The organism is Stagnihabitans lacustris (genome assembly GCF_025950525.1).
Taxonomy (GTDB): domain Bacteria; phylum Pseudomonadota; class Alphaproteobacteria; order Rhodobacterales; family Rhodobacteraceae; genus Stagnihabitans.
Map to the genome: position 1 here is coordinate 662,430 of NZ_JAPDGS010000002.1, position 18,267 is coordinate 680,696.

Sequence of the window (18,267 nt, forward strand, 5' to 3'; positions counted from 1 at the left end):
AGGGGATGGGGCGCCTGGGTCAAGGGGCAACCGGATAGGGCCAGGGCGCCTGCGAAAAGGTGCCGCCATCGACATAGAGCGTCTGGCCGGTGACGAAAGCCGCCGCCTCGGAGATAAAGAACAGCATCGGCCCCACAAGGTCTTGCGGCGTGCCGATGCGGCGCAAGGGGGTGATGGGCGACCAGGTGGCGGCATAGTCGCCGGATTCGGCGGCGGTGCGTTCGGTGGCAATGGCACCGGGCGCGATGCAGTTGACGCGGATGCCATGGGGGCCAAGCTCGCTGGCCGCGACCTTGGTGAATTGCTCGATCCCGCCCTTGGAGGCGGTGTAGTCGACCAGCCGCGGGAAAGCGTGCTTGTTGCAGCCCGACCCCAGCGTCAGGATCGACCCGCCATGACCCGCGGCAATCATCGCTTTGGCGGCGGCCTGGGTGTTCAGGAAGGTGCCGCGCAGGTTGGTCGCCATGACGGCGTCCCATTGCTCCGCCGTCAGGTCCAGCAGGCTGGACCATGTCTGGATGCCGGCGTTGCAGATCATGATGCTGGGCGCTTTGCCCGCCCAATCGGCGGCATGGGCATGGAAATCGGAGACTTGCGCCGGGTCGCTGGCGTCGGAGTGCAGGGCCAGGCCCTGAACCTCGGCGGCCAGCGTTTCCGCATTGGGGTCGCCCAGATGGGTGAAGGCGACCTTGTAGCCGGCCTGGGCCAGGCCGCGGACAAGATGGCTTCCGATGGCCGAACTTCCGGCGGTGACGAGTGCGAGCATCTGGGGCCTCCTGCGGGCAGGGTAGCTTTTGGGGGCCGCGGGGGGAAGGGGGCGCCGCCCCCGCCTTCGGCCCCCCCGGGGATATTTGGGTCAGTATGAAAGGGGGGGGAAGGAAGGGAGTATTTGGGTCAATGTGAAAGGGGGGGCTTGGGACTGGGGGATGGGGTTTGCGGGACGGGGTTTGCGGGACGGGGGGCGGGCGCAAAGAAGGGAGTATTTGGGCAAGTATGAAAGGGCGGGTTCGGGGCGTGATTGGGGCGGGGGCGTGATTGGGGCGGGGGCGTGATTGGGGCGGGGGCGTGATTGGGGGTTGAGTTCGGGCGGGGCCTTGGCAGGATGGCGGGCAAAGGAGAGCCTCCATGACACCCGCCTTGACTTCCAACATGACCCCCGCCGCAACCACGACCGCAACCTGCACCGCGACCCCCGCCGCCGAACGTCGTGCGCTTTACCCTTCGATCCCGGCGGGGCGGGAGGGGCGGTTGCGGGTCAGCGACCTGCACGAGATCCGCTGGGAGGAAAGCGGCAATCCCTTGGGCAAGCCCGCGGTCGTGCTGCATGGCGGGCCGGGCTCTGGCGTGTCGGAATTCATCCGCCGCGGCCATGATCCGGCGCGCTACCGCATCATCTCTTTTGATCAGCGCGGCTGTGGGGGCTCGACGCCCTTTGCGGAGCTGGCCGAGAATACGACCTGGGACCTGGTGGCGGATATGGAGAAGCTGCGGGTCCATCTGGGGGTCGAGACCTGGCAGGTGGTGGGGGGCTCTTGGGGGTCAACTCTGGCGCTGGTTTACGCGATCACCCATCCGTCGCGCGTGTCGGAACTGGTGCTGCGCGGGATCTTCATGCTGCGCAAGGAAGAGGTGGATTGGTTCTATGAACCCGGTGGGGCCTCGTTCCTGTTCCCCGAAGCCTTTGCCGATTATGCCGCCGCCGTGCCCGGGCGGGGGTCTTTGGTGGCCGAATATCACCGCATCCTGACCGGGCCCGACAGCCCCGAGCGCCGGGCCGCCGCCCTTTCCTGGACCCTGTGGGAGGCGCGGACGATCTCGCTTTTGCCCGACCCCAAGCGCGAGGCGGCCTGGGATGACGCCCATTTCGCCCTTGCCTTTGCCCGGATCGAGAATCACTACTTCACCCACCGCGGGTTCTTTGACCGCGACGACTGGATTCTGGCCCGTGCCGACCGGTTGCGGGGGATTCCCGGCGTGATCATCCATGGCCGCTATGACGCCTGCACGCCGGTCAAGAACGCTGTCGACCTGTCGCGCGCCTGGCCCGAGGCGCGGCTGGTGATCATCGACGACGCGGGTCACACCGGCGTCGAGCCCGGGATCGCCGATGCCATGGTGCGCGCCACGGATGGATTTGCCTGAAAGCCGGGCAGGGCGGGACTGCTTGCGCAAACAGGGTAAACGTTCTGTTGACAAGGCCGCGCGAAAGTTGCCCAATCGGTCAAGATCATGAACGGGACTCAACCCGTTCGTCAAAATATCAATGATCACAGGGAGTTGCTGATGACCTACCTTCCGTTTTCCCGCCGTGCCGGCGCTGCGGCCCTGGCTGGGCTGATGCTGACCGCGGCGCCTGCCGCGCTGATGGCCGAAACACCCGCCGATACGCTGGTCGTGGCGGCTGCCATCGACGACATCGTCTCGCTTGATCCGGCCGAGGCCTATGAGTTCTCGGGCCTGGATATGGTCAACAACGTCTATGACGGCCTGGTCGAGATCAACCCGACCACGCTGGAGCTGGAACCGGGCCTGGCCGAAAGCTGGTCCGTGGCCGAAGATGGCATGACCTATACCTTCAAGATGAAGGCGGGCGTGACCTTCGCCAGCGGCAATCCGGTGACGGCCGAGGCTGCGGCCTGGTCCCTGCAACGCGCGGTCAAGCTGAACAAGACTCCGGCCTTCATCCTGAACCAGTTCGGCTGGGCGGCGGACAATGTCGATGCGATGATCATGGGCGCGGGCGATACGCTGACCATCAAGGTCTCGAAGCCCTTCGCGCCGACCTTCCTGTATAACTGCCTGACCGCCGGTGTGGCCTCGATCGTCGATGCCGAGACGGTCAAGGCGCAGGACGTCGCGGGCGACATGGGTAATGAATGGCTGAAGGCCAATTCGGCAGGCACCGGCGCCTATGTGCTGAAAGGCTTCAAGCCGAACGAGGGCCTGATCCTGGAAGCACGCCCGGGCTACTGGCGCGGTGATGCGAAACTGAAGAACGTCTTCATCCAGCATATCCCCGAAGCTGCGACCGAGCGTCTGCAGCTTGAAAAGGGTGACGTCGATGTGGCGCGCTCGCTGACGCCGACCGATGTCGAAGGCATGACCGGCAATGCCGATGTCAAGATCCAGTCCGACGTGGGTGGTCAGGTCTATTACATGGCCTTCAACCAGAAGAACGAGAATTACAAGAACGCCAAGTTCCTGGACGCGATGCGTTATGCCATTGATTATCAAGGCATGGCCGATACGATCATGAAGGGCGCGGTCATCCCGCACCAGGCCTTCTTGCCGCAAGGCTATCTGGGTGCGCTGGACGATCTGCCCTATGCTTTGGATCTGGAAAAGGCCAAGGCGCTGATTGCGGAATCGGGGATCACCGATCCGACGATCAAACTGTCGGTGCGCAACTCGGCTGACCGGATCGACGTTGCGACCTCGATCCAGAACACCTTTGGCCAAGCGGGGATCAAGGTCGAACTTGACGTGGGCGAGGGCGCCGATCAGCTGAAGGCCTACCGCGCGCGCACCCATGATGCGACCTTGCAGACTTGGGGCCCGGATTATCCCGATCCGAACACCAACTCGTCGACCTTTGCCGAAAACCCCGACAATTCGGACGAGGCCAACAACACCGGCTATCTGGCCTGGCGCAATGCCTATGACCCCGGCGAGATGACCGCCAAGTCGCAGGCCGCCGCGCTTGAGCAGGACTCCGAAAAGCGCAAGGCGATCTATGCCGAGCTGCAAAAGACCCACCGCGAGACCTCGCCCTTCATCGTGATGTTCCAGCAAGCCCGTCAAACCGGCCTGCGCGCGGGCGTCGAGGGCTTTTATACCGGTGGCGCCGTGGATGCCGCCGCCTATTGGCTGGCCACGAAGTAAGGACATGGCGCCGCGGGTCCAACCCGCGGCGCCTTCCCCATGACCCCATTCCTGAAACAGACGGGCTCGACCCTGTTTTCGCTGGCCCTGACCTTTCTGGGCCTGCTGATCGTCACATTCATCATCGCCCGGGTCGTGCCGGTCGATCCGGTCACGGCCCTGCTGGGCGAACGCGCCACCGCCGCGCAAATCGCCGAGATGCGGGCGCGGTTGGGCCTGGATGACCCGATCTGGCGGCAGTTCGGCATTTACCTCTGGGACGTGGCACATTTCGACCTTGGCACCTCGATCCGCAGTCGCGAACCCGTGCTGTCCGAGGTCGCCCGTTACTTCCCCGCCACACTGGAGCTTTCGACGCTGGCCACGATCTTTGGCGTCTTGTTCGGCGTGCCGGCGGGCGTGTTGGGGGCGACGCGGCCGGGCTCGATCTTTGACCAGTTCACCCGGCTGTTCGGGCTGATCGGCTATTCGATGCCGGTCTTCTGGCTGGGGCTGATCGGGCTTTTGGTGTTTTACGGGCAGTTGGGCTGGGTTGGCGGGCCGGGGCGGCTGGACAGCGCCTATCAGATGGCCTTCGAATTCAACGTGACGCCTGTCACCAACATGATCCTGATTGACACGGCGCTTGCTGGCGAATGGGAGATGTTTGCCAACGCCATCAGTCATATCATCCTGCCTGCGGGCATCCTCGCCTGGCTGTCGATGGCCTATATCAGCCGGATGACCCGCAGCTTCATGATGAACGAGCTGGGTCAGGAATATATGACCACGGCCCGGGTCAAGGGCATGTCCGAGGCCCGCGTGATCTGGGTCCATGGCTTGCGCAACACCATGGTGCCGCTGATCACCGTGATTGCGCTAAGCTATGCCTATCTGCTGGAAGGCGCCGTCCTGACCGAGACGATCTTTGCCTGGCCGGGGCTTGGCCGCTATATCACCGACGCCTTGTTGATCGGCGACATGCCCGCCGTTCTGGGCGGGACCATCGTCGTGGGCTGCGTCTATATCGGGCTGAACATGGTCTCTGACATCCTTTACCGACTTGCCGATCCGAGGGCCCGATGAGAGCTTGGCTTCTGGACCCCAACCCCAGGTCGCGCCTGCAATCCCGGCTGGGGCAAGCCTGGCTGCAGGCGCTGCGCTTTCGGCGCAACCATCTGGCGATGCTGGGGCTTTTCATCACCGTGACGCTGCTTTTGGCGGCGATTTTTGCGCCCCTGATCGCGCCGCATGGCCCGATCACCCAAAGCCTCGCCGACCGGCTTCAGCCGCCGTTGACGCCGGGGCACCTCCTGGGCACCGATGATTTCGGCCGCGATATCCTGTCGCGCATCCTTTATGGCAGCCGGATCACGCTTTATATCGTAGGTCTGGTGATCCTGACGGCTCCGGTGGCCGGCCTGATCATCGGCACGGTGGCGGGCTATTTCGGCGGCTGGGTCGATGCGGTCCTGATGCGGATCACCGATATTTTCCTGGCCTTCCCCAAGCTGATCCTGGCCCTGGCCCTGGTGGCCGTCCTGGGCAACGGGATGGAGAACGCGGTGCTGGCCATCGCCCTGACCTCTTGGCCGCCCTATGCAAGGGTGGCGCGGGCCGAGACGCTGACGGTGCGCAACTCTGACTACATCGCCGCCGTCAGGCTGCAGGGCGCAGGGGCCACGCGGATCATCTGGGGCCATATCATGCCGATGTGCCTGCCCTCGGTCATCATCCGGGTGACGCTGGACATGGCGGGCATCATCCTGACCGCCGCGGGCTTGGGCTTCCTGGGCCTGGGCGTGCAACCGCCCGACCCGGAATGGGGCGTGATGATCTCGGCAGGGCGCAAGTTCCTGTTCGAACAATGGTGGGTCGCCACCATGCCGGGCCTGGCCATCTTTCTGGTATCATTGGGTTTCAACCTGATGGGAGACGGCCTGCGCGACGTTCTTGACCCCAAGGGGGCGCGATGACCCTGCTGTCGGTGCAAAACCTGCGTGTCACCTTTGACACCGAAACCGGCCCGGTGCAGGCCGTGCGTGGGGTCAGCTTCTCTCTGGGCCGTGAGCGTCTGGGCATCGTCGGCGAAAGCGGTTCTGGCAAGACCATGACCGGCAGGTCGGTGCTTAGACTGATCCGCCCTCCCGGTCGGATCGAGGCGGATAGCATGGTCTTTGATGGCCAGGACCTGATCGGCCTTCCTGAACCCCAGATGCGCGCGCTTCGGGGGCGACGCATCGCCATGGTCATGCAGGACCCGAAATTCTCGCTGAACCCGGTGATGAAAGTCGGCTTCCAACTGACCGAGGGCCTGCGCCAGCGCGACGGGCTCTCGGCGAAGGACGCCCGCGTCAAGGCGCTGGCCGCTTTACAGGCCGTGCAGATCCGCGACCCCGAGCGGGTCTTTCACGCCTGGCCGCACGAGCTTTCGGGCGGCATGGGGCAAAGGGTGATGATCGCCATGATGCTGATCCCCGAACCCGATTTGCTCATCGCCGACGAGCCGACAAGCGCGCTGGATGTCACCGTTCAGGCCGAGGTCCTGTCGATCCTGGACAACCTGGTGAAAACCCGCGGCATGGGGCTGATCTTCATCTCCCACGACCTGCGCCTGGTCTCACGGTTTTGCGACCGGGTGCTGGTCATGTATAAAGGCCGCATCGTCGAAGAGCTTCCCGCCCGCGATCTGATGCAGGCGCAGCATCCCTATACCCAGGGGCTGTTGAACTGCCTGCCCCGGATCGGCGGGCCCCGCACGCCTTTGCCCGCGCTGGACCGCAGCCAAGCATGGGCGCAAGAATGATCGAGATCGACACCCTCTCCGTCACCTTCAACGCCGCGGGCCGCCTGGTGCGCGCGGTGGAAAACGTCTCGCTGACCGTCGGCGCCCAGGAAAGCTTCGGCCTGGTGGGCGAAAGCGGCTCTGGCAAATCGACCATCCTGCGGGCAATCTGCGGCCTGGCGCCCATCAGCGGTGGCGCCATCCGCATCGACGGCAAACCCGTGGCGCCGCAGACAAGGGCCTTCGCGCGCCAGGTGCAGATGGTCTTTCAGGACCCCTATGCCTCGCTGCACCCCCGCCACACCATCGACCGCGTCCTGTCGGAACCCCTGACGATCCACGGGCTGAAAACCACCGAGGGCCGCATCGAACAGGCCCTGACCGATGTCGGCCTGCCGACCTCTTTCCGCTTTCGCTTTCCGCATCAGCTCTCGGGCGGCCAGCGTCAGCGCGTGGCCATCGCCCGCGCCCTGATGCTGGAGCCGCGCATCCTGCTCTTGGACGAGCCCACCTCGGCGCTGGATGCCTCGGTCCAGGCCGAAACGCTGAACCTGTTGACAAGACTGCGCGAAACCCGCGGCCTGACCTTTCTGATGGTGTCGCATGACCTGGCCGTCATCGACCATATGTGCGACCGCATCCTTGTGATGCAGCACGGCAAGGCGGTCGAAGCCCTCTCGCGTGAGGCTCTGGCCCAGGGCGCCATGACCACCGATTACGCGCGCACCCTCTTTACCGCCTCGGCCGACCGACTGATGGGATAAGCCCTCTGGACACTCCCCCTTCTCCCTTTCACATTGACTCAAATATTCCACGGGGGTCTGGGGGTGTGAAACCCCCAGGCTTTCCGCCCAGCCCCAGGAGCGCCCATGTTTCCGGTTTTCGACGGCCATAACGACATCCTCCTTCGGCTTTACAACGCCCCCGAAAAGCGCGCGGAAATCTGGCTGACCGGCGAGGGCCGCGGCCATCTGGACCTGCCGCGGATGAAGCAGGGCGGCTTTGCCGGCGGATTTTTCGCCATCTATATCCCCAGCCCGCATGACGAAGGCATCGACTACATGCAGCTGATGGAGAACCCGCCCTTCAAGCTGCCTCTGCCCGCGTTGATCCCGGCGCCGGATGCGCTGCCAGTGGCCTGGGCCATGGCCAACCACTTCCTGTGGATGGAGCGCGCCAGCGCCGGGGCCTTTGCCATGGTCCGCTCTGTTGCCGATATTCGCGCGAATATGGCCAAGGGGGTGATTTCGGGCATCCTGCATATGGAGGGCGCCGAGGCCATCGGCCCCGACCTTGACGCGCTGCACGCCTTTCACGCCATGGGCCTGCGCTCGATCGGGCCGGTCTGGTCGCGGCCCACGGTCTTTGGCCATGGCGTGCCCTTCGCCTATCCCTCTGGTCCCGACACCGGCGCGGGCCTGACCGAGGCGGGCAAGCGCCTGATCCGCGAATGTAACACCTTGAAAATCATGGTCGATCTGTCCCACATCAACGAGGCAGGCTTTGACGATGTGGCGGCGATTTCCGATGCGCCGCTGGTCGCCACCCATTCCAACGCCCATGCGGTGACGCAATCGTCGCGCAACCTGACTGACCGTCAGCTTGCGGTGATCGCCGAAAGCCGCGGGATGGTGGGGCTGAACTACGCGACCTCTTTCCTGCGCCGCGATGGCAAGCAATCGGCGGATATGGATTGGACCGATGTTCTGGCCCATCTGGATCACCTGTTGGACAAGTTGGGCGAGGATCATGTGGGTCTGGGCAGCGATTTCGACGGGGCGACGATCCCGCAGGGGATTGGCGATGTCACCGGCCTGCCTGCGCTGCAACAGGCGATGCTGGACCATGGCTATGGCGAGGCGCTGGTGAAAAAGATCAGCTCTGACAACTGGTTGCGCCTTCTGGAGCGGACCTGGGGCGCCTAAACGGAGCGAGGTTCCCGCCTGCGCGGGAACGCCTTTGCCTTTGCGGTCAGGGCACCTCTGTCACGACCTGACGTTGATCCAGACGCGCGCCATCGCGGATCAGGGTGACGGTCCCGTGATAGGTGCCAGGGAGGACTTGCCGTTTGCGCCCCTCGGCGCGGAAGGCGCGTGCCTGGGGGCGCTCCAGCGTGGTTTCGCCCTGAAAGATATCTCCGTCCGGGCCTTGCAGGTCAAAGCGGATGACATCGCCGGGCCGGGCGCCAAAGACCTCGGCCCATAGGACCAGGGCGATGGCGGCGCGGTCCGGGGGCGCGGCCTTGCCAGCCTTGACCAGGTCGTAATCGGGAATGGCGCCGCTGATGCCGATCTGCACCAGCCCACCGGGATGATAGGGCGGCGGGTCTTGCCAAAGCCCCTCCGCCGCGCCGCAGGTCTGCGCGGTCGAGAAAGGGTCAACCGTTTGGCCGCCCTCTCGCAAGGTCATGTGAAGATGGGGAAAATCCGCATTGCCCGATTGGCCGATCAGGCCAAGTTGCATCCCTGTGCTGATCGCATCGCCCGCCTTGACCGCAACTGAGCCGCGGCGCAGATGGCAATACTGCACCTCGCGCGCGCCGTCGCGGATCAGGACGCCATTGCCGCAATCCTGCCCTTCGGGAAAGGCGGCGGCGTCGGGGATGCCGTCACGCACGCCCACCACCACTCCGGGTGAGGCGGCCAGAACGGCGACACCGCGGGCCATATCGGCCCTTGTGGCCAGCGCGATGTCGGTGCCGTCATGGCCGTCGTAACTGAGCGTGCCGCAGCCGAAGTCCTGCACCCCCGGCCCCGGATCGCGGTCCACATGGTGCTGGATGAAACAGGTCTGGCCAAGGGTGCAGTCGACTGGCCAAGCCAGACCTTCGGCTGCCGCGGGCAGGGCCAGAAAAAAGGCCCCCGCTTGCGCGAGGGCCTTGATTTGGCGCGGGGTCATTCCGCCGTCAGCAGCGGCGGTTTCTGACCGGTCAGGCGGGGCTTGCCCGGCTCTTCGTAGGTCAGGTGGATCGTGCCGTCCTTGACGCCGACATGGACCAATCCGCCCTTGGTCAGCTTGCCGAACAGCAGCTCTTCGGCCAGGGGCTTCTTGATGTGTTCCTGGATCACGCGGCCCAAGGGACGCGCGCCCATCTTGTCGTCATATCCCTTGTCGCCCAGCCAATCGGCAGCTTCGGGCGACAGGTCGATATGCACGCCACGATCCAGAAGCTGCGCCTCCAGCTGCATGACGAACTTTTCGACGACCGAGCGGATGATTTCCTTGCCCAAAGCGCCGAAAGAGATCACCGCGTCCAGACGGTTGCGGAATTCCGGCGTGAAGGTGCGTTCAATCGCGGCGGTATCCTCGCCCTGACGCTTTTCCCGGCCAAAGCCGATGGCGGCCTTTTGCATGTCGGCCGCGCCGGCATTGGTGGTCAGGATCAGAACCACATTGCGGAAGTCGACCTGACGCCCGTTGTGATCGGTCAGCTTGCCATGGTCCATGACCTGCAAGAGGATGTTATAGACATCCGGGTGGGCCTTTTCGATCTCGTCCAGCAGCAACACGCAATGCGGATGCTGGTCGACGCCATCCGTCAACATGCCGCCCTGGTCAAAGCCGACATAGCCCGGAGGCGCGCCGATCAGACGGCTAACGGCATGTTTCTCCATGTATTCCGACATGTCGAACCGCAGGAGCTCCACGCCGAGGATCGAGGCCAATTGCTTGGCCACTTCCGTCTTGCCGACGCCGGTCGGGCCCGCGAACAGGTAATTGCCGATGGGCTTTTCCGGTTCGCGCAGGCCAGCGCGCGCCAGCTTGATCGCCGACGACAGGGCGGTGATGGCGCTGTCTTGCCCGAAAACCACGCGCTTGAGGTTCTTTTCCAGGTCGCGCAGCACTTCCGCATCGTCCTTGGAGACCGACTTCGGGGGGATGCGGGCGATCTTGGCCACCACGGCCTCGATTTCCTTTTGGCCGATGGTCTTGCGACGCTTCGACTCCGAAAGCAGGTGCTGCGCCGCGCCCGCCTCGTCGATCACGTCGATGGCCTTGTCGGGCAGCTTGCGGTCATGGATATAGCGGGCGGACAGTTCCACCGCCGCCTTGATCGCGTCATGGGTATAGCGCAGGTCGTGATGCTCTTCGAAATAGGGCTTCAGACCCATCAGGATCTTGACCGAATCTTCCACCGAAGGCTCGTTCACGTCGATCTTCTGGAACCGCCGCGACAGGGCGCGGTCCTTTTCAAAGTGCTGGCGGAACTCTTTATAGGTGGTAGAGCCCATGCAGCGCAGCTTGCCGCCCTGCAATGCGGGTTTCAGCAGGTTCGAGGCATCCATGGCCCCGCCCGAGGTGGCGCCCGCGCCGATCACCGTATGGATCTCGTCGATGAAGAGGATCGCATCGGGGTGATCCTCCATCTCTTTCACGACGGCTTTCAGACGCTCTTCGAAGTCGCCGCGATAGCGGGTGCCGGCGAGCAGAGCGCCCATATCCAGCGAAAAGATCGTGGCCCCAGCCAAAATCTCCGGCGTCTGGCCGTCGATGATCTTTTTGGCCAAGCCTTCGGCAATCGCCGTCTTGCCCACGCCGGGGTCGCCCACCAACAGCGGGTTGTTCTTGCGTCTGCGGCACAGGACCTGGATGGCGCGTTCCACCTCGGCCTCGCGGCCGATCAGCGGGTCAACCTCGCCCTTCAGGGCTTTGTCGTTCAGGTCGACGCAATACTTGGACAGCGCCGATTCCTTTTCGGCCCCGGCCTCGGCCTTGGGCGTCTCGTGGTGGGGCTCGTCCGCGCCGGAAACCGGGCGCGCCTCGCCGAAGGAAGGGTTCTTGGCCACGCCATGCGCGATGAAATTCACCGCATCATAGCGCGTCATGTCCTGTTCCTGCAGGAAATAGGCGGCGTTCGATTCGCGTTCGGCAAAGATCGCGACCAGCACATTGGCGCCGGTCACTTCGGTGCGGCCCGAGGACTGCACATGGATCGCCGCGCGCTGGATCACGCGCTGGAAAGCGGCGGTCGGAACAGCCTCTGATCCTTCGACATCTGTCACCAGGGTGGACAGATCGTCGTCGATGAAATCGGTCAGGGTCTTGCGCAGGGCGTCGAGGTCGACCGAGCAGGCCTTCATCACGCGGGACGCGTCGGGTTCGTCGATCAGGGCCAGCAGGAGGTGTTCCAGCGTGGCGAGTTCGTGGCGGCGCGCATTGGCCAAAGCCAAGGCGCCATGGATGGCCTGTTCAAGGGTCGTCGAGAATGTCGGCACTGTTTGCGTGCTCCTGTCCTGCAGGTCTTCAGGTCCGGGCGGGTATCGCCCCGGGCCTGATCCAACCGTGGCCTCATACTCTTAAGGATCGGTTTTTACCGCGCCACTTCAAGTGCTATTTCTGGGGAAAAGTGCTTATCCCCGGCATGGGTCACAAAATGTGATGATCCCGGGCGCTGGGGCGGTCAGAACTTGTCCTTCCGCGCGCGGATTTCGGCGAAAGCCTCGGCATCTGACGATTTGGCCATCCCCAGCGCCGCCTTCAAGAGAGGCGCGCGCAGGAAAGGGTTGGTGGCCTTTTCCAAGGACAACAGCGAGGGCACCGTGGGTTCCGCCATGGCCCGCGCCCGGGCTGTGGATGCAATCCGGGCCTGAAGCGCGGCATTGTCGGGGTCCACCACGGCGGCAAAGCGCAGGTTCGACGCGGTGTATTCGTGGCCGGAACAGATCAGCGTGTCATCGGGCAGGGCGGCCAGTTTCTGCAGGCTGGCCCACATCGTCGCAGGGCTGCCTTCAAACAACCGCCCGCAGCCGCCCGCCATCAGGCTGTCGGCGGTGAAGGCCAGGTTCGATGCCGGAAAGTGAAAGGCGATATGGCCGACAGTATGGCCCGAGACATCCAGCACCACGCCTTCCTCGCCGCCCACTGTCACCCGGTCGCCCTCGACCAGCGCCCGGTCCAGACGCGGCAGGCGGGCGCTATCGGCCCTCGCGCCCAGAACCATGGCGCCCGTCGCCTCGACCAGACGCGCCACGCCCTGGACATGGTCGTCATGGTGATGGGTCAGAAGGATCATCCCCAGCTTCCAACCCTTGTCCTGCAGGGTCTCGATCACCGGAATGGCATCGGGCACATCGACGACCGCCGTTTGCCCGGTTTCGGGGTCGCGGATCAGATAGGCGTAATTGTCCTTGAGGCAGGGGATCGTCACAAGGTCGAGCATGGGCTTTTCCATCCGGGCTGTTACAATGACAGTCTGACGGCGAAAGGCCTTGGCTTCAATGCATCTTGATGTGGTGGATTTGCGCAACTTTTACTACCGCACGGCCTTGGGCCGCGTGGCGCAACGGGGCATCCGTGAAAGGCTGGTCGAGCTTTGGCCGCCGATGCCGGGCCAGACCGTCGCGGGCTTTGGCTTCGCCGTGCCTCTGCTGCGCCCCTATCTGACCGAGGCGCGGCGCGTCATCGGCCTGATGCCGGGGCCGCAAGGCGTCATGCCCTGGCCCATCGGTGAAGCCAATGTCTGCACCCTGTGCGAAGACGGCTGCTGGCCCTTGGCCACGGGGTTCGTCGATCGGCTGGTCGTCATGCATGGGCTGGAGACCTCGGACAACCCGGGCCTTGTGCTGGAGGAGGCGCATCGGGTGATCGGCCCCGGCGGCCGCGTCTTGTTCATCGTGCCCAACCGGATCGGGCTTTGGGCGCGCGGCGATGGGACGCCCTTTGGCCACGGCCGCCCCTATTCGATGGGGCAGATGGAGGCGGAACTCAAACGCCACGGCTTTACCCCCGAACGCGCCATGACCGCGCTGTTTGCCCCGCCCTCGATGTCACGCTTTTGGCTGCGGACCTCGAACTTCTGGGAATGGATCGGGCGGCGGGCGCCCTGGCTTGCGGGCGGGGTCCTGATGATCGAGGCCTCCAAGCAGGTGTTCCAGCCCACAAGGGGGGGAATCGGGGCCATGGTGCGCCGGCCTCTGCGTGCGTTGGAGGGCCTGCCCGCCCCCGCGCCGATGCCCCGTTTGGACCGGAAAACCGGGGAATAAGCTGATCACGCCAAGGTGACAGGTTTGTGACCGGGCCTTGAAATCGCCCCACGGCACAAGACCGTTTACGAAGCCTTACTTCACGTGGGATTCTTGGTTGCGGGGTGTCCGGCGCTCTGCTATCCACCCCCCAACTTTGACAAGACGCAGACAATAGTGTGCGCCAACGGTGGCACGTGGTCTAAACACCACGCGTCCAGACAGCGGAAGGGTTGACGTGTCCGAAACAGCATCCATCTCGCTCAGCATCGCCGGGCGTTATGCCCAGGCTCTGTTCGAACTGGCCAAGGAAGAGGGCGCGCTGACCGCTCTTGAGGCCGATGCCAAGGCCCTGGGCGTTGCCCTTGCCGAAAGCGCCGACCTGGCGGGCATGATCCAGTCGCCGGTCATCGGCCGCGACGAACAGGCCGCCGCCATGAATGCCGTGGCCAATGCCATGGGGCTTCAGGCGCTGACCCGCCAAACCATCGCCCTGATGGCGCAAAAGCGCCGCCTTTTCGTCCTGCCGCAGCTGGTCTCTGACCTGCTGGCGCGCATCTCGACGGAAAAGGGCGAAGTGACTGCCGAAGTGACCTCTGCCGTGGCTTTGACGCCCGCACAGGCCGAGGCCCTTGCCGCGGCCCTGAAGGCCAAGGTCGGCAAGGACGTGATTTTGAATGCTGCCGTCGATGACACGCTCATCGGTGGCCTCGTCGTCAAGCTGGGCTCGACCATGGTCGACACGTCGGTCAAGGCCAAGCTCGCCGCTCTCCAGAATGCAATGAAAGAGGTTGGGTAATGGGAATCCAGGCTGCTGAGATCTCTGCGATCCTGAAGGCGCAGATCAAGAACTTCGGTCAGGATGCCGAAGTCGCCGAAGTGGGTCGCGTTCTGTCCGTCGGTGACGGCATCGCGCGCGTCCATGGGCTGGACAATGTCCAGGCCGGCGAAATGGTGGAATTCCCCGGTGGTATCCGCGGCATGGCGCTGAACCTTGAGGTCGACAATGTCGGCGTCGTGATCTTCGGCTCCGACCAGGACATCAAGGAAGGCGACACCGTCAAGCGCACCAAGTCCATCGTGGACGTGCCCGCCGGTGACGGCCTGCTGGGTCGCGTCGTGGACGCCCTTGGCAACCCGATCGACGGCAAGGGCCCGATCATGTTCACCGAGCGTCGCGTGGCCGACGTCAAGGCTCCGGGGATCATCCCCCGCCAGTCCGTGCATGAGCCCATGGCCACCGGCCTGAAGGCCGTGGACGCCATGATCCCGATCGGCCGTGGCCAGCGCGAGCTGATCATCGGCGACCGTCAGACCGGCAAGACCGCCGTGGCTCTGGACGCGATCCTGAACCAGAAGTCCTACAACGACGCCGCTGGCGACGACGAAGGCAAGAAGCTCTATTGCATCTATGTCGCCATCGGGCAAAAGCGCTCGACCGTGGCACAGCTGGTGAAAAAGCTGGAAGAGACCGGCGCGATGGCTTACTCCATCGTCGTGGCCGCCACCGCTTCGGACCCGGCTCCGATGCAGTTCCTGGCCCCCTTCGCCGCGACCGCGATGGGCGAATACTTCCGTGACAATGGCCGTCATGCCCTGATGATCTATGATGACCTGTCCAAGCAGGCCGTCGCTTATCGTCAAATGTCCCTGCTGCTGCGCCGCCCGCCGGGCCGCGAAGCCTATCCGGGCGACGTCTTCTATCTCCACTCGCGCCTGCTGGAGCGTTCGGCCAAGCTGAACTCTGACTTCGGTTCGGGCTCGTTGACCGCGCTGCCGGTCATCGAAACCCAGGGCGGCGACATCTCGGCCTTTATTCCGACGAACGTGATCTCGATCACCGACGGCCAGATCTTCCTGGAATCGGAACTGTTCTATCAGGGCATCCGCCCCGCCGTGAACACCGGTCTGTCGGTGTCCCGCGTCGGTTCGGCCGCTCAGACCAACTCGATGAAGACCGTGGCTGGCCCGGTGAAACTGTCGCTTGCGCAATACCGCGAGATGGCGGCCTTTGCCCAGTTCGGTTCCGACCTTGACGCTTCGACCCAGGCTCTGCTGAACCGTGGCGCCCGTCTGACCGAGCTGATGAAGCAGGCCCAGTATTCGCCGCTGTCCAATGCGGAAATCGTCTGCGTGATCTATGCGGGCACCGCGGGCTTCTTGGACAAGGTCGCCGTCAAGGACGTTGGCCGGTTCGAAAAGGGTCTGCTGACCTATCTGCGCACCACCCGCAAGGACATCCTGGAATGGCTGACCACCGCCGATCCCAAGATCAAGGGCGCGGACGAGGCCAAGTTGAAGGAAGCCATCGCGGCCTTCGCCAAAGACTTCGCTTGATCCTGAAAGGACAGGGACATGCCCAGCCTTAAGGACTTAAAAAACCGTATCGGAAGCGTGAAAAACACGCGGAAGATCACCAAGGCCATGCAGATGGTCGCGGCCGCAAAACTGCGCCGCGCCCAAGACTCCGCCGAAGCCGCCCGGCCCTATGCCGAGCGGATGGGCGTGGTCATGTCTGCGCTGGCCTCGTCGGTCGGAACCGGGGATGGGGCGCCGAAGCTCCTGGCCGGTTCGGGCGCGGACAAGGTGCATCTTCTGGTCATCATGACCTCGGAACGCGGCCTTTGCGGCGGCTTCAACACCACGATCGTCCGGCTGGCCCGGGCAAAGATCGCGGAGTTGCTGGCGGCCGGCAAGACGGTGAAGATCCTCACCGTCGGCAAGAAGGGCCGCGAGCAGATGAAGCGCGACTATGGCCAATACTATGTTGGCCATGTCGACCTGACGGCTGTGAAGCGCGTGGGTTACGCTGACGCCCTGGGCATTGCCCGCGACGTCATCGCCCGGTTCGACCATGGCGAGGCCGATGTGGTCACGCTGTTCTACAACCGCTTCCAGTCTGTGATCTCTCAGGTCCCGACTGCGCAACAGGTGATCCCGGCGGTGTTCGACGCGGCAGCTGCCACGGCCGAATACGACTACGAGCCCGGCGAAGAGGCCATCTTGGCCGACCTTCTGCCGCGCAACGTGGCGACGCAGGTCTTCACCGCTCTCCTGGAAAACGCCGCCTCGGAACAGGGCGCGCGGATGTCCGCCATGGACAACGCGACCCGCAACGCAGGCGACATGATCAACAAGCTGACGGTTGTGTATAACCGCTCGCGTCAGGCTGCGATCACCAAGGAACTCATCGAAATCATTTCGGGCGCCGAGGCGCTCTGATAACCGGAGACACGAAATATGGCTCAAGGTAAGGTCACTCAGGTCATCGGCGCCGTCGTGGACGTGCAGTTCGAAGGCGCTTTGCCCGCAATTCTGAATGCGGTGATCACCGACAACAACGGCAAGAAGCTGGTGATGGAAGTCGCCCAGCATCTTGGCGAAAACACCGTGCGCTGCATCGCCATGGACGCGACCGAAGGTCTGGTCCGCGGCGCAGGCGTCAGCGACACCGGCGCGCCGATCTCGGTGCCCGTGGGTGACGCGACGCTGGGTCGCATCCTGAACGTCATCGGCGAGCCGATCGACGAAAAGGGCCCCGTGGCCGCCACGCAAACCCGCGCCATCCACCAGAAGGCGCCGGAATTCTCGGAACAGGCGACGGAAAGCAACATCCTCGTCACCGGGATCAAGGTCATCGACCTGCTGGCCCCCTATTCCAAGGGCGGCAAGATCGGTCTCTTTGGCGGTGCAGGCGTGGGCAAGACGGTTTTGATCATGGAACTGATCAACAACATCGCCAAAGTGCACTCGGGCTATTCCGTGTTTGCTGGCGTTGGCGAGCGGACCCGTGAGGGCAACGACCTCTATCACGAAATGATCGAATCCGGCGTTATCAAGATCGACGACCTCGGCGCCTCGAAAGTGGCCCTGGTTTACGGTCAGATGAACGAGCCCCCGGGCGCCCGTGCGCGCGTCGCTCTGACCGGCCTGACTTTGGCCGAGCAGTTCCGTGACCAGTCCGGCACCGACGTTCTGTTCTTTGTCGACAACATCTTCCGCTTTACCCAAGCCGGTTCGGAAGTGTCGGCTCTCTTGGGTCGTATCCCCTCCGCCGTGGGCTATCAGCCGACGCTGGCGACCGACATGGGCGCGCTGCAGGAACGCATCACCTCGACCAAGAACGGCTCGATCACCTCGGTGCAGGCCATCTACGTTCCGGCCGACGACTTGACCGACCCCGCGCCGGCCACTTCGTTTGCTCACCTTGACGCCACGACCGTGCTGTCGCGTGCGATCTCCGAACTCGGCATCTATCCGGCCGTGGACCCGCTGGACTCGTCCTCGCGTCTGATGGACCCGGGCGTGATCGGTGAAGAGCATTACGGTGTCGCCCGTTCGGTGCAGGGCATCCTGCAACGCTACAAGTCGCTGCAAGACATCATCGCCATCCTCGGGATGGACGAACTGTCCGAAGAAGACAAACTGACCGTGGCCCGTGCCCGGAAGATCCAGCGCTTCCTGTCGCAGCCCTTCGACGTGGCAAAGGTCTTCACCGGCTCGGACGGCGTTCAGGTCCCGCTGGAAGTCACCATCGCCTCGTTCAAGGCGGTTGTGAACGGCGAATATGACCACCTGCCCGAAGGCGCCTTCTATATGGTCGGCGGCATCGAGGACGTGAAAGCCAAGGCGGCCAAGATGGCCGCAGCGGCAGCCTAA

The 18,267-nt window shown here is 64.0% G+C and carries 16 protein-coding genes; 12 read left to right on the top strand and 4 right to left on the bottom strand.

The window, feature by feature from the left end; translation table 11 throughout:
* Positions 1 to 19: 19 nt before the first annotated feature.
* Positions 20 to 766 carry an SDR family NAD(P)-dependent oxidoreductase gene (locus NX862_RS07905; protein ID WP_264493341.1) on the bottom strand — a complete coding sequence of 249 codons (747 nt, stop codon included), beginning with the start codon at positions 764 to 766 and terminating at the stop codon, positions 20 to 22.
* A 359-nt stretch (positions 767 to 1,125) separates the two neighbouring features.
* Between NX862_RS07905 and pip the strand changes: the two genes are divergently transcribed.
* From pip to NX862_RS07940, 7 genes are all read left to right on the top strand, one after another.
* Positions 1,126 to 2,142, top strand: a complete 1,017-nt coding sequence (gene pip, locus NX862_RS07910) for a prolyl aminopeptidase (RefSeq protein ID WP_264493342.1) — start codon at positions 1,126 to 1,128, stop codon at positions 2,140 to 2,142.
* Positions 2,143 to 2,283: 141 nt separating this feature from the next.
* Positions 2,284 to 3,882, top strand: a complete 1,599-nt coding sequence (locus NX862_RS07915; RefSeq protein ID WP_264493343.1) for an ABC transporter substrate-binding protein — start codon at positions 2,284 to 2,286, stop codon at positions 3,880 to 3,882.
* A gap of 39 nt (positions 3,883 to 3,921) precedes the next feature.
* Complete coding sequence (locus tag NX862_RS07920) at positions 3,922 to 4,947, top strand: ABC transporter permease (RefSeq protein ID WP_264493344.1); 1,026 nt, start codon at positions 3,922 to 3,924, stop codon at positions 4,945 to 4,947.
* Positions 4,944 to 5,837, top strand: coding sequence for an ABC transporter permease (locus NX862_RS07925; RefSeq protein ID WP_264493345.1), 894 nt, complete (start codon positions 4,944 to 4,946; stop codon positions 5,835 to 5,837). The genes NX862_RS07920 and NX862_RS07925 overlap by 4 nt, the downstream gene beginning before the upstream one ends.
* The gene (locus tag NX862_RS07930) at positions 5,834 to 6,667 is read left to right on the top strand and encodes an ABC transporter ATP-binding protein (RefSeq protein WP_264493346.1); all 834 of its coding nucleotides are present in this window, start codon (positions 5,834 to 5,836) and stop codon (positions 6,665 to 6,667) included. The genes NX862_RS07925 and NX862_RS07930 overlap by 4 nt, the downstream gene beginning before the upstream one ends.
* Positions 6,664 to 7,410, top strand: coding sequence for an ABC transporter ATP-binding protein (locus NX862_RS07935; protein WP_264493347.1), 747 nt, complete (start codon positions 6,664 to 6,666; stop codon positions 7,408 to 7,410). Before NX862_RS07930 ends, NX862_RS07935 begins: the two co-directional genes overlap by 4 nt.
* Positions 7,411 to 7,515: 105 nt before the next feature.
* The gene (locus NX862_RS07940) at positions 7,516 to 8,571 is read left to right on the top strand and encodes a dipeptidase (protein WP_264493348.1); all 1,056 of its coding nucleotides are present in this window, start codon (positions 7,516 to 7,518) and stop codon (positions 8,569 to 8,571) included.
* Between the two features lie 46 nt (positions 8,572 to 8,617).
* Here the strand turns inward: NX862_RS07940 and NX862_RS07945 are convergent, their stop codons facing one another.
* The 3 genes from NX862_RS07945 to gloB all read right to left on the bottom strand — a co-directional run bounded on the left by NX862_RS07945 (position 8,618) and on the right by gloB (position 12,818).
* The gene (locus tag NX862_RS07945) at positions 8,618 to 9,544 is read right to left on the bottom strand and encodes a peptidoglycan DD-metalloendopeptidase family protein (protein ID WP_264493349.1); all 927 of its coding nucleotides are present in this window, start codon (positions 9,542 to 9,544) and stop codon (positions 8,618 to 8,620) included.
* Complete coding sequence (gene clpA / locus NX862_RS07950) at positions 9,541 to 11,862, bottom strand: ATP-dependent Clp protease ATP-binding subunit ClpA (protein WP_264493350.1); 2,322 nt, start codon at positions 11,860 to 11,862, stop codon at positions 9,541 to 9,543. Before clpA ends, NX862_RS07945 begins: the two co-directional genes overlap by 4 nt.
* Before the next feature lie 185 nt (positions 11,863 to 12,047).
* Positions 12,048 to 12,818 carry a hydroxyacylglutathione hydrolase gene (gene gloB, locus NX862_RS07955; protein ID WP_264493351.1) on the bottom strand — a complete coding sequence of 257 codons (771 nt, stop codon included), beginning with the start codon at positions 12,816 to 12,818 and terminating at the stop codon, positions 12,048 to 12,050.
* Positions 12,819 to 12,864: 46 nt separating this feature from the next.
* On the opposite strand from gloB, the gene NX862_RS07960 reads away from it, so the two are divergent.
* The 5 genes from NX862_RS07960 to atpD all read left to right on the top strand — a co-directional run bounded on the left by NX862_RS07960 (position 12,865) and on the right by atpD (position 18,267).
* Complete coding sequence (locus NX862_RS07960; RefSeq protein ID WP_264493352.1) at positions 12,865 to 13,629, top strand: class I SAM-dependent methyltransferase; 765 nt, start codon at positions 12,865 to 12,867, stop codon at positions 13,627 to 13,629.
* 217 nt (positions 13,630 to 13,846) lie between these two features.
* A complete protein-coding gene (locus tag NX862_RS07965; RefSeq protein ID WP_264493353.1) occupies positions 13,847 to 14,407 on the top strand; it encodes a F0F1 ATP synthase subunit delta in 561 nt (186 codons plus the stop codon).
* Positions 14,407 to 15,945, top strand: coding sequence for a F0F1 ATP synthase subunit alpha (gene atpA / locus NX862_RS07970; protein WP_264493354.1), 1,539 nt, complete (start codon positions 14,407 to 14,409; stop codon positions 15,943 to 15,945). The genes NX862_RS07965 and atpA overlap by 1 nt, the downstream gene beginning before the upstream one ends.
* Before the next feature lie 18 nt (positions 15,946 to 15,963).
* The gene (locus tag NX862_RS07975) at positions 15,964 to 16,830 is read left to right on the top strand and encodes a F0F1 ATP synthase subunit gamma (RefSeq protein ID WP_264493355.1); all 867 of its coding nucleotides are present in this window, start codon (positions 15,964 to 15,966) and stop codon (positions 16,828 to 16,830) included.
* Positions 16,831 to 16,848: 18 nt separating this feature from the next.
* On the top strand, positions 16,849 to 18,267 hold the full coding sequence (atpD, locus tag NX862_RS07980) for a F0F1 ATP synthase subunit beta (protein WP_264493356.1): 1,419 nt from the start codon (positions 16,849 to 16,851) through the stop codon (positions 18,265 to 18,267).

Excerpts from the sequence above, each read along its gene's own strand:
- NX862_RS07915 (WP_264493343.1), top strand. The coding sequence starts at position 2,284 with ATGACCTACCTTCCGTTTTCCCGCCGTGCCGGCGCTGCGGCCCTGGCT.
- NX862_RS07935 (WP_264493347.1), top strand. The coding sequence starts at position 6,664 with ATGATCGAGATCGACACCCTCTCCGTCACCTTCAACGCCGCGGGCCGC.
- NX862_RS07960 (WP_264493352.1), top strand. The coding sequence starts at position 12,865 with ATGCATCTTGATGTGGTGGATTTGCGCAACTTTTACTACCGCACGGCC.
- NX862_RS07940 (WP_264493348.1), top strand. The coding sequence starts at position 7,516 with ATGTTTCCGGTTTTCGACGGCCATAACGACATCCTCCTTCGGCTTTAC.
- NX862_RS07925 (WP_264493345.1), top strand. The coding sequence starts at position 4,944 with ATGAGAGCTTGGCTTCTGGACCCCAACCCCAGGTCGCGCCTGCAATCC.
- NX862_RS07945 (WP_264493349.1), bottom strand. The coding sequence starts at position 9,544 with ATGACCCCGCGCCAAATCAAGGCCCTCGCGCAAGCGGGGGCCTTTTTT.
- NX862_RS07905 (WP_264493341.1), bottom strand. The coding sequence starts at position 766 with ATGCTCGCACTCGTCACCGCCGGAAGTTCGGCCATCGGAAGCCATCTT.
- NX862_RS07920 (WP_264493344.1), top strand. The coding sequence starts at position 3,922 with ATGACCCCATTCCTGAAACAGACGGGCTCGACCCTGTTTTCGCTGGCC.
- atpD (WP_264493356.1), top strand. The coding sequence starts at position 16,849 with ATGGCTCAAGGTAAGGTCACTCAGGTCATCGGCGCCGTCGTGGACGTG.
- atpA (WP_264493354.1), top strand. The coding sequence starts at position 14,407 with ATGGGAATCCAGGCTGCTGAGATCTCTGCGATCCTGAAGGCGCAGATC.
- NX862_RS07975 (WP_264493355.1), top strand. The coding sequence starts at position 15,964 with ATGCCCAGCCTTAAGGACTTAAAAAACCGTATCGGAAGCGTGAAAAAC.
- gloB (WP_264493351.1), bottom strand. The coding sequence starts at position 12,818 with ATGGAAAAGCCCATGCTCGACCTTGTGACGATCCCCTGCCTCAAGGAC.
- pip (WP_264493342.1), top strand. The coding sequence starts at position 1,126 with ATGACACCCGCCTTGACTTCCAACATGACCCCCGCCGCAACCACGACC.
- NX862_RS07930 (WP_264493346.1), top strand. The coding sequence starts at position 5,834 with ATGACCCTGCTGTCGGTGCAAAACCTGCGTGTCACCTTTGACACCGAA.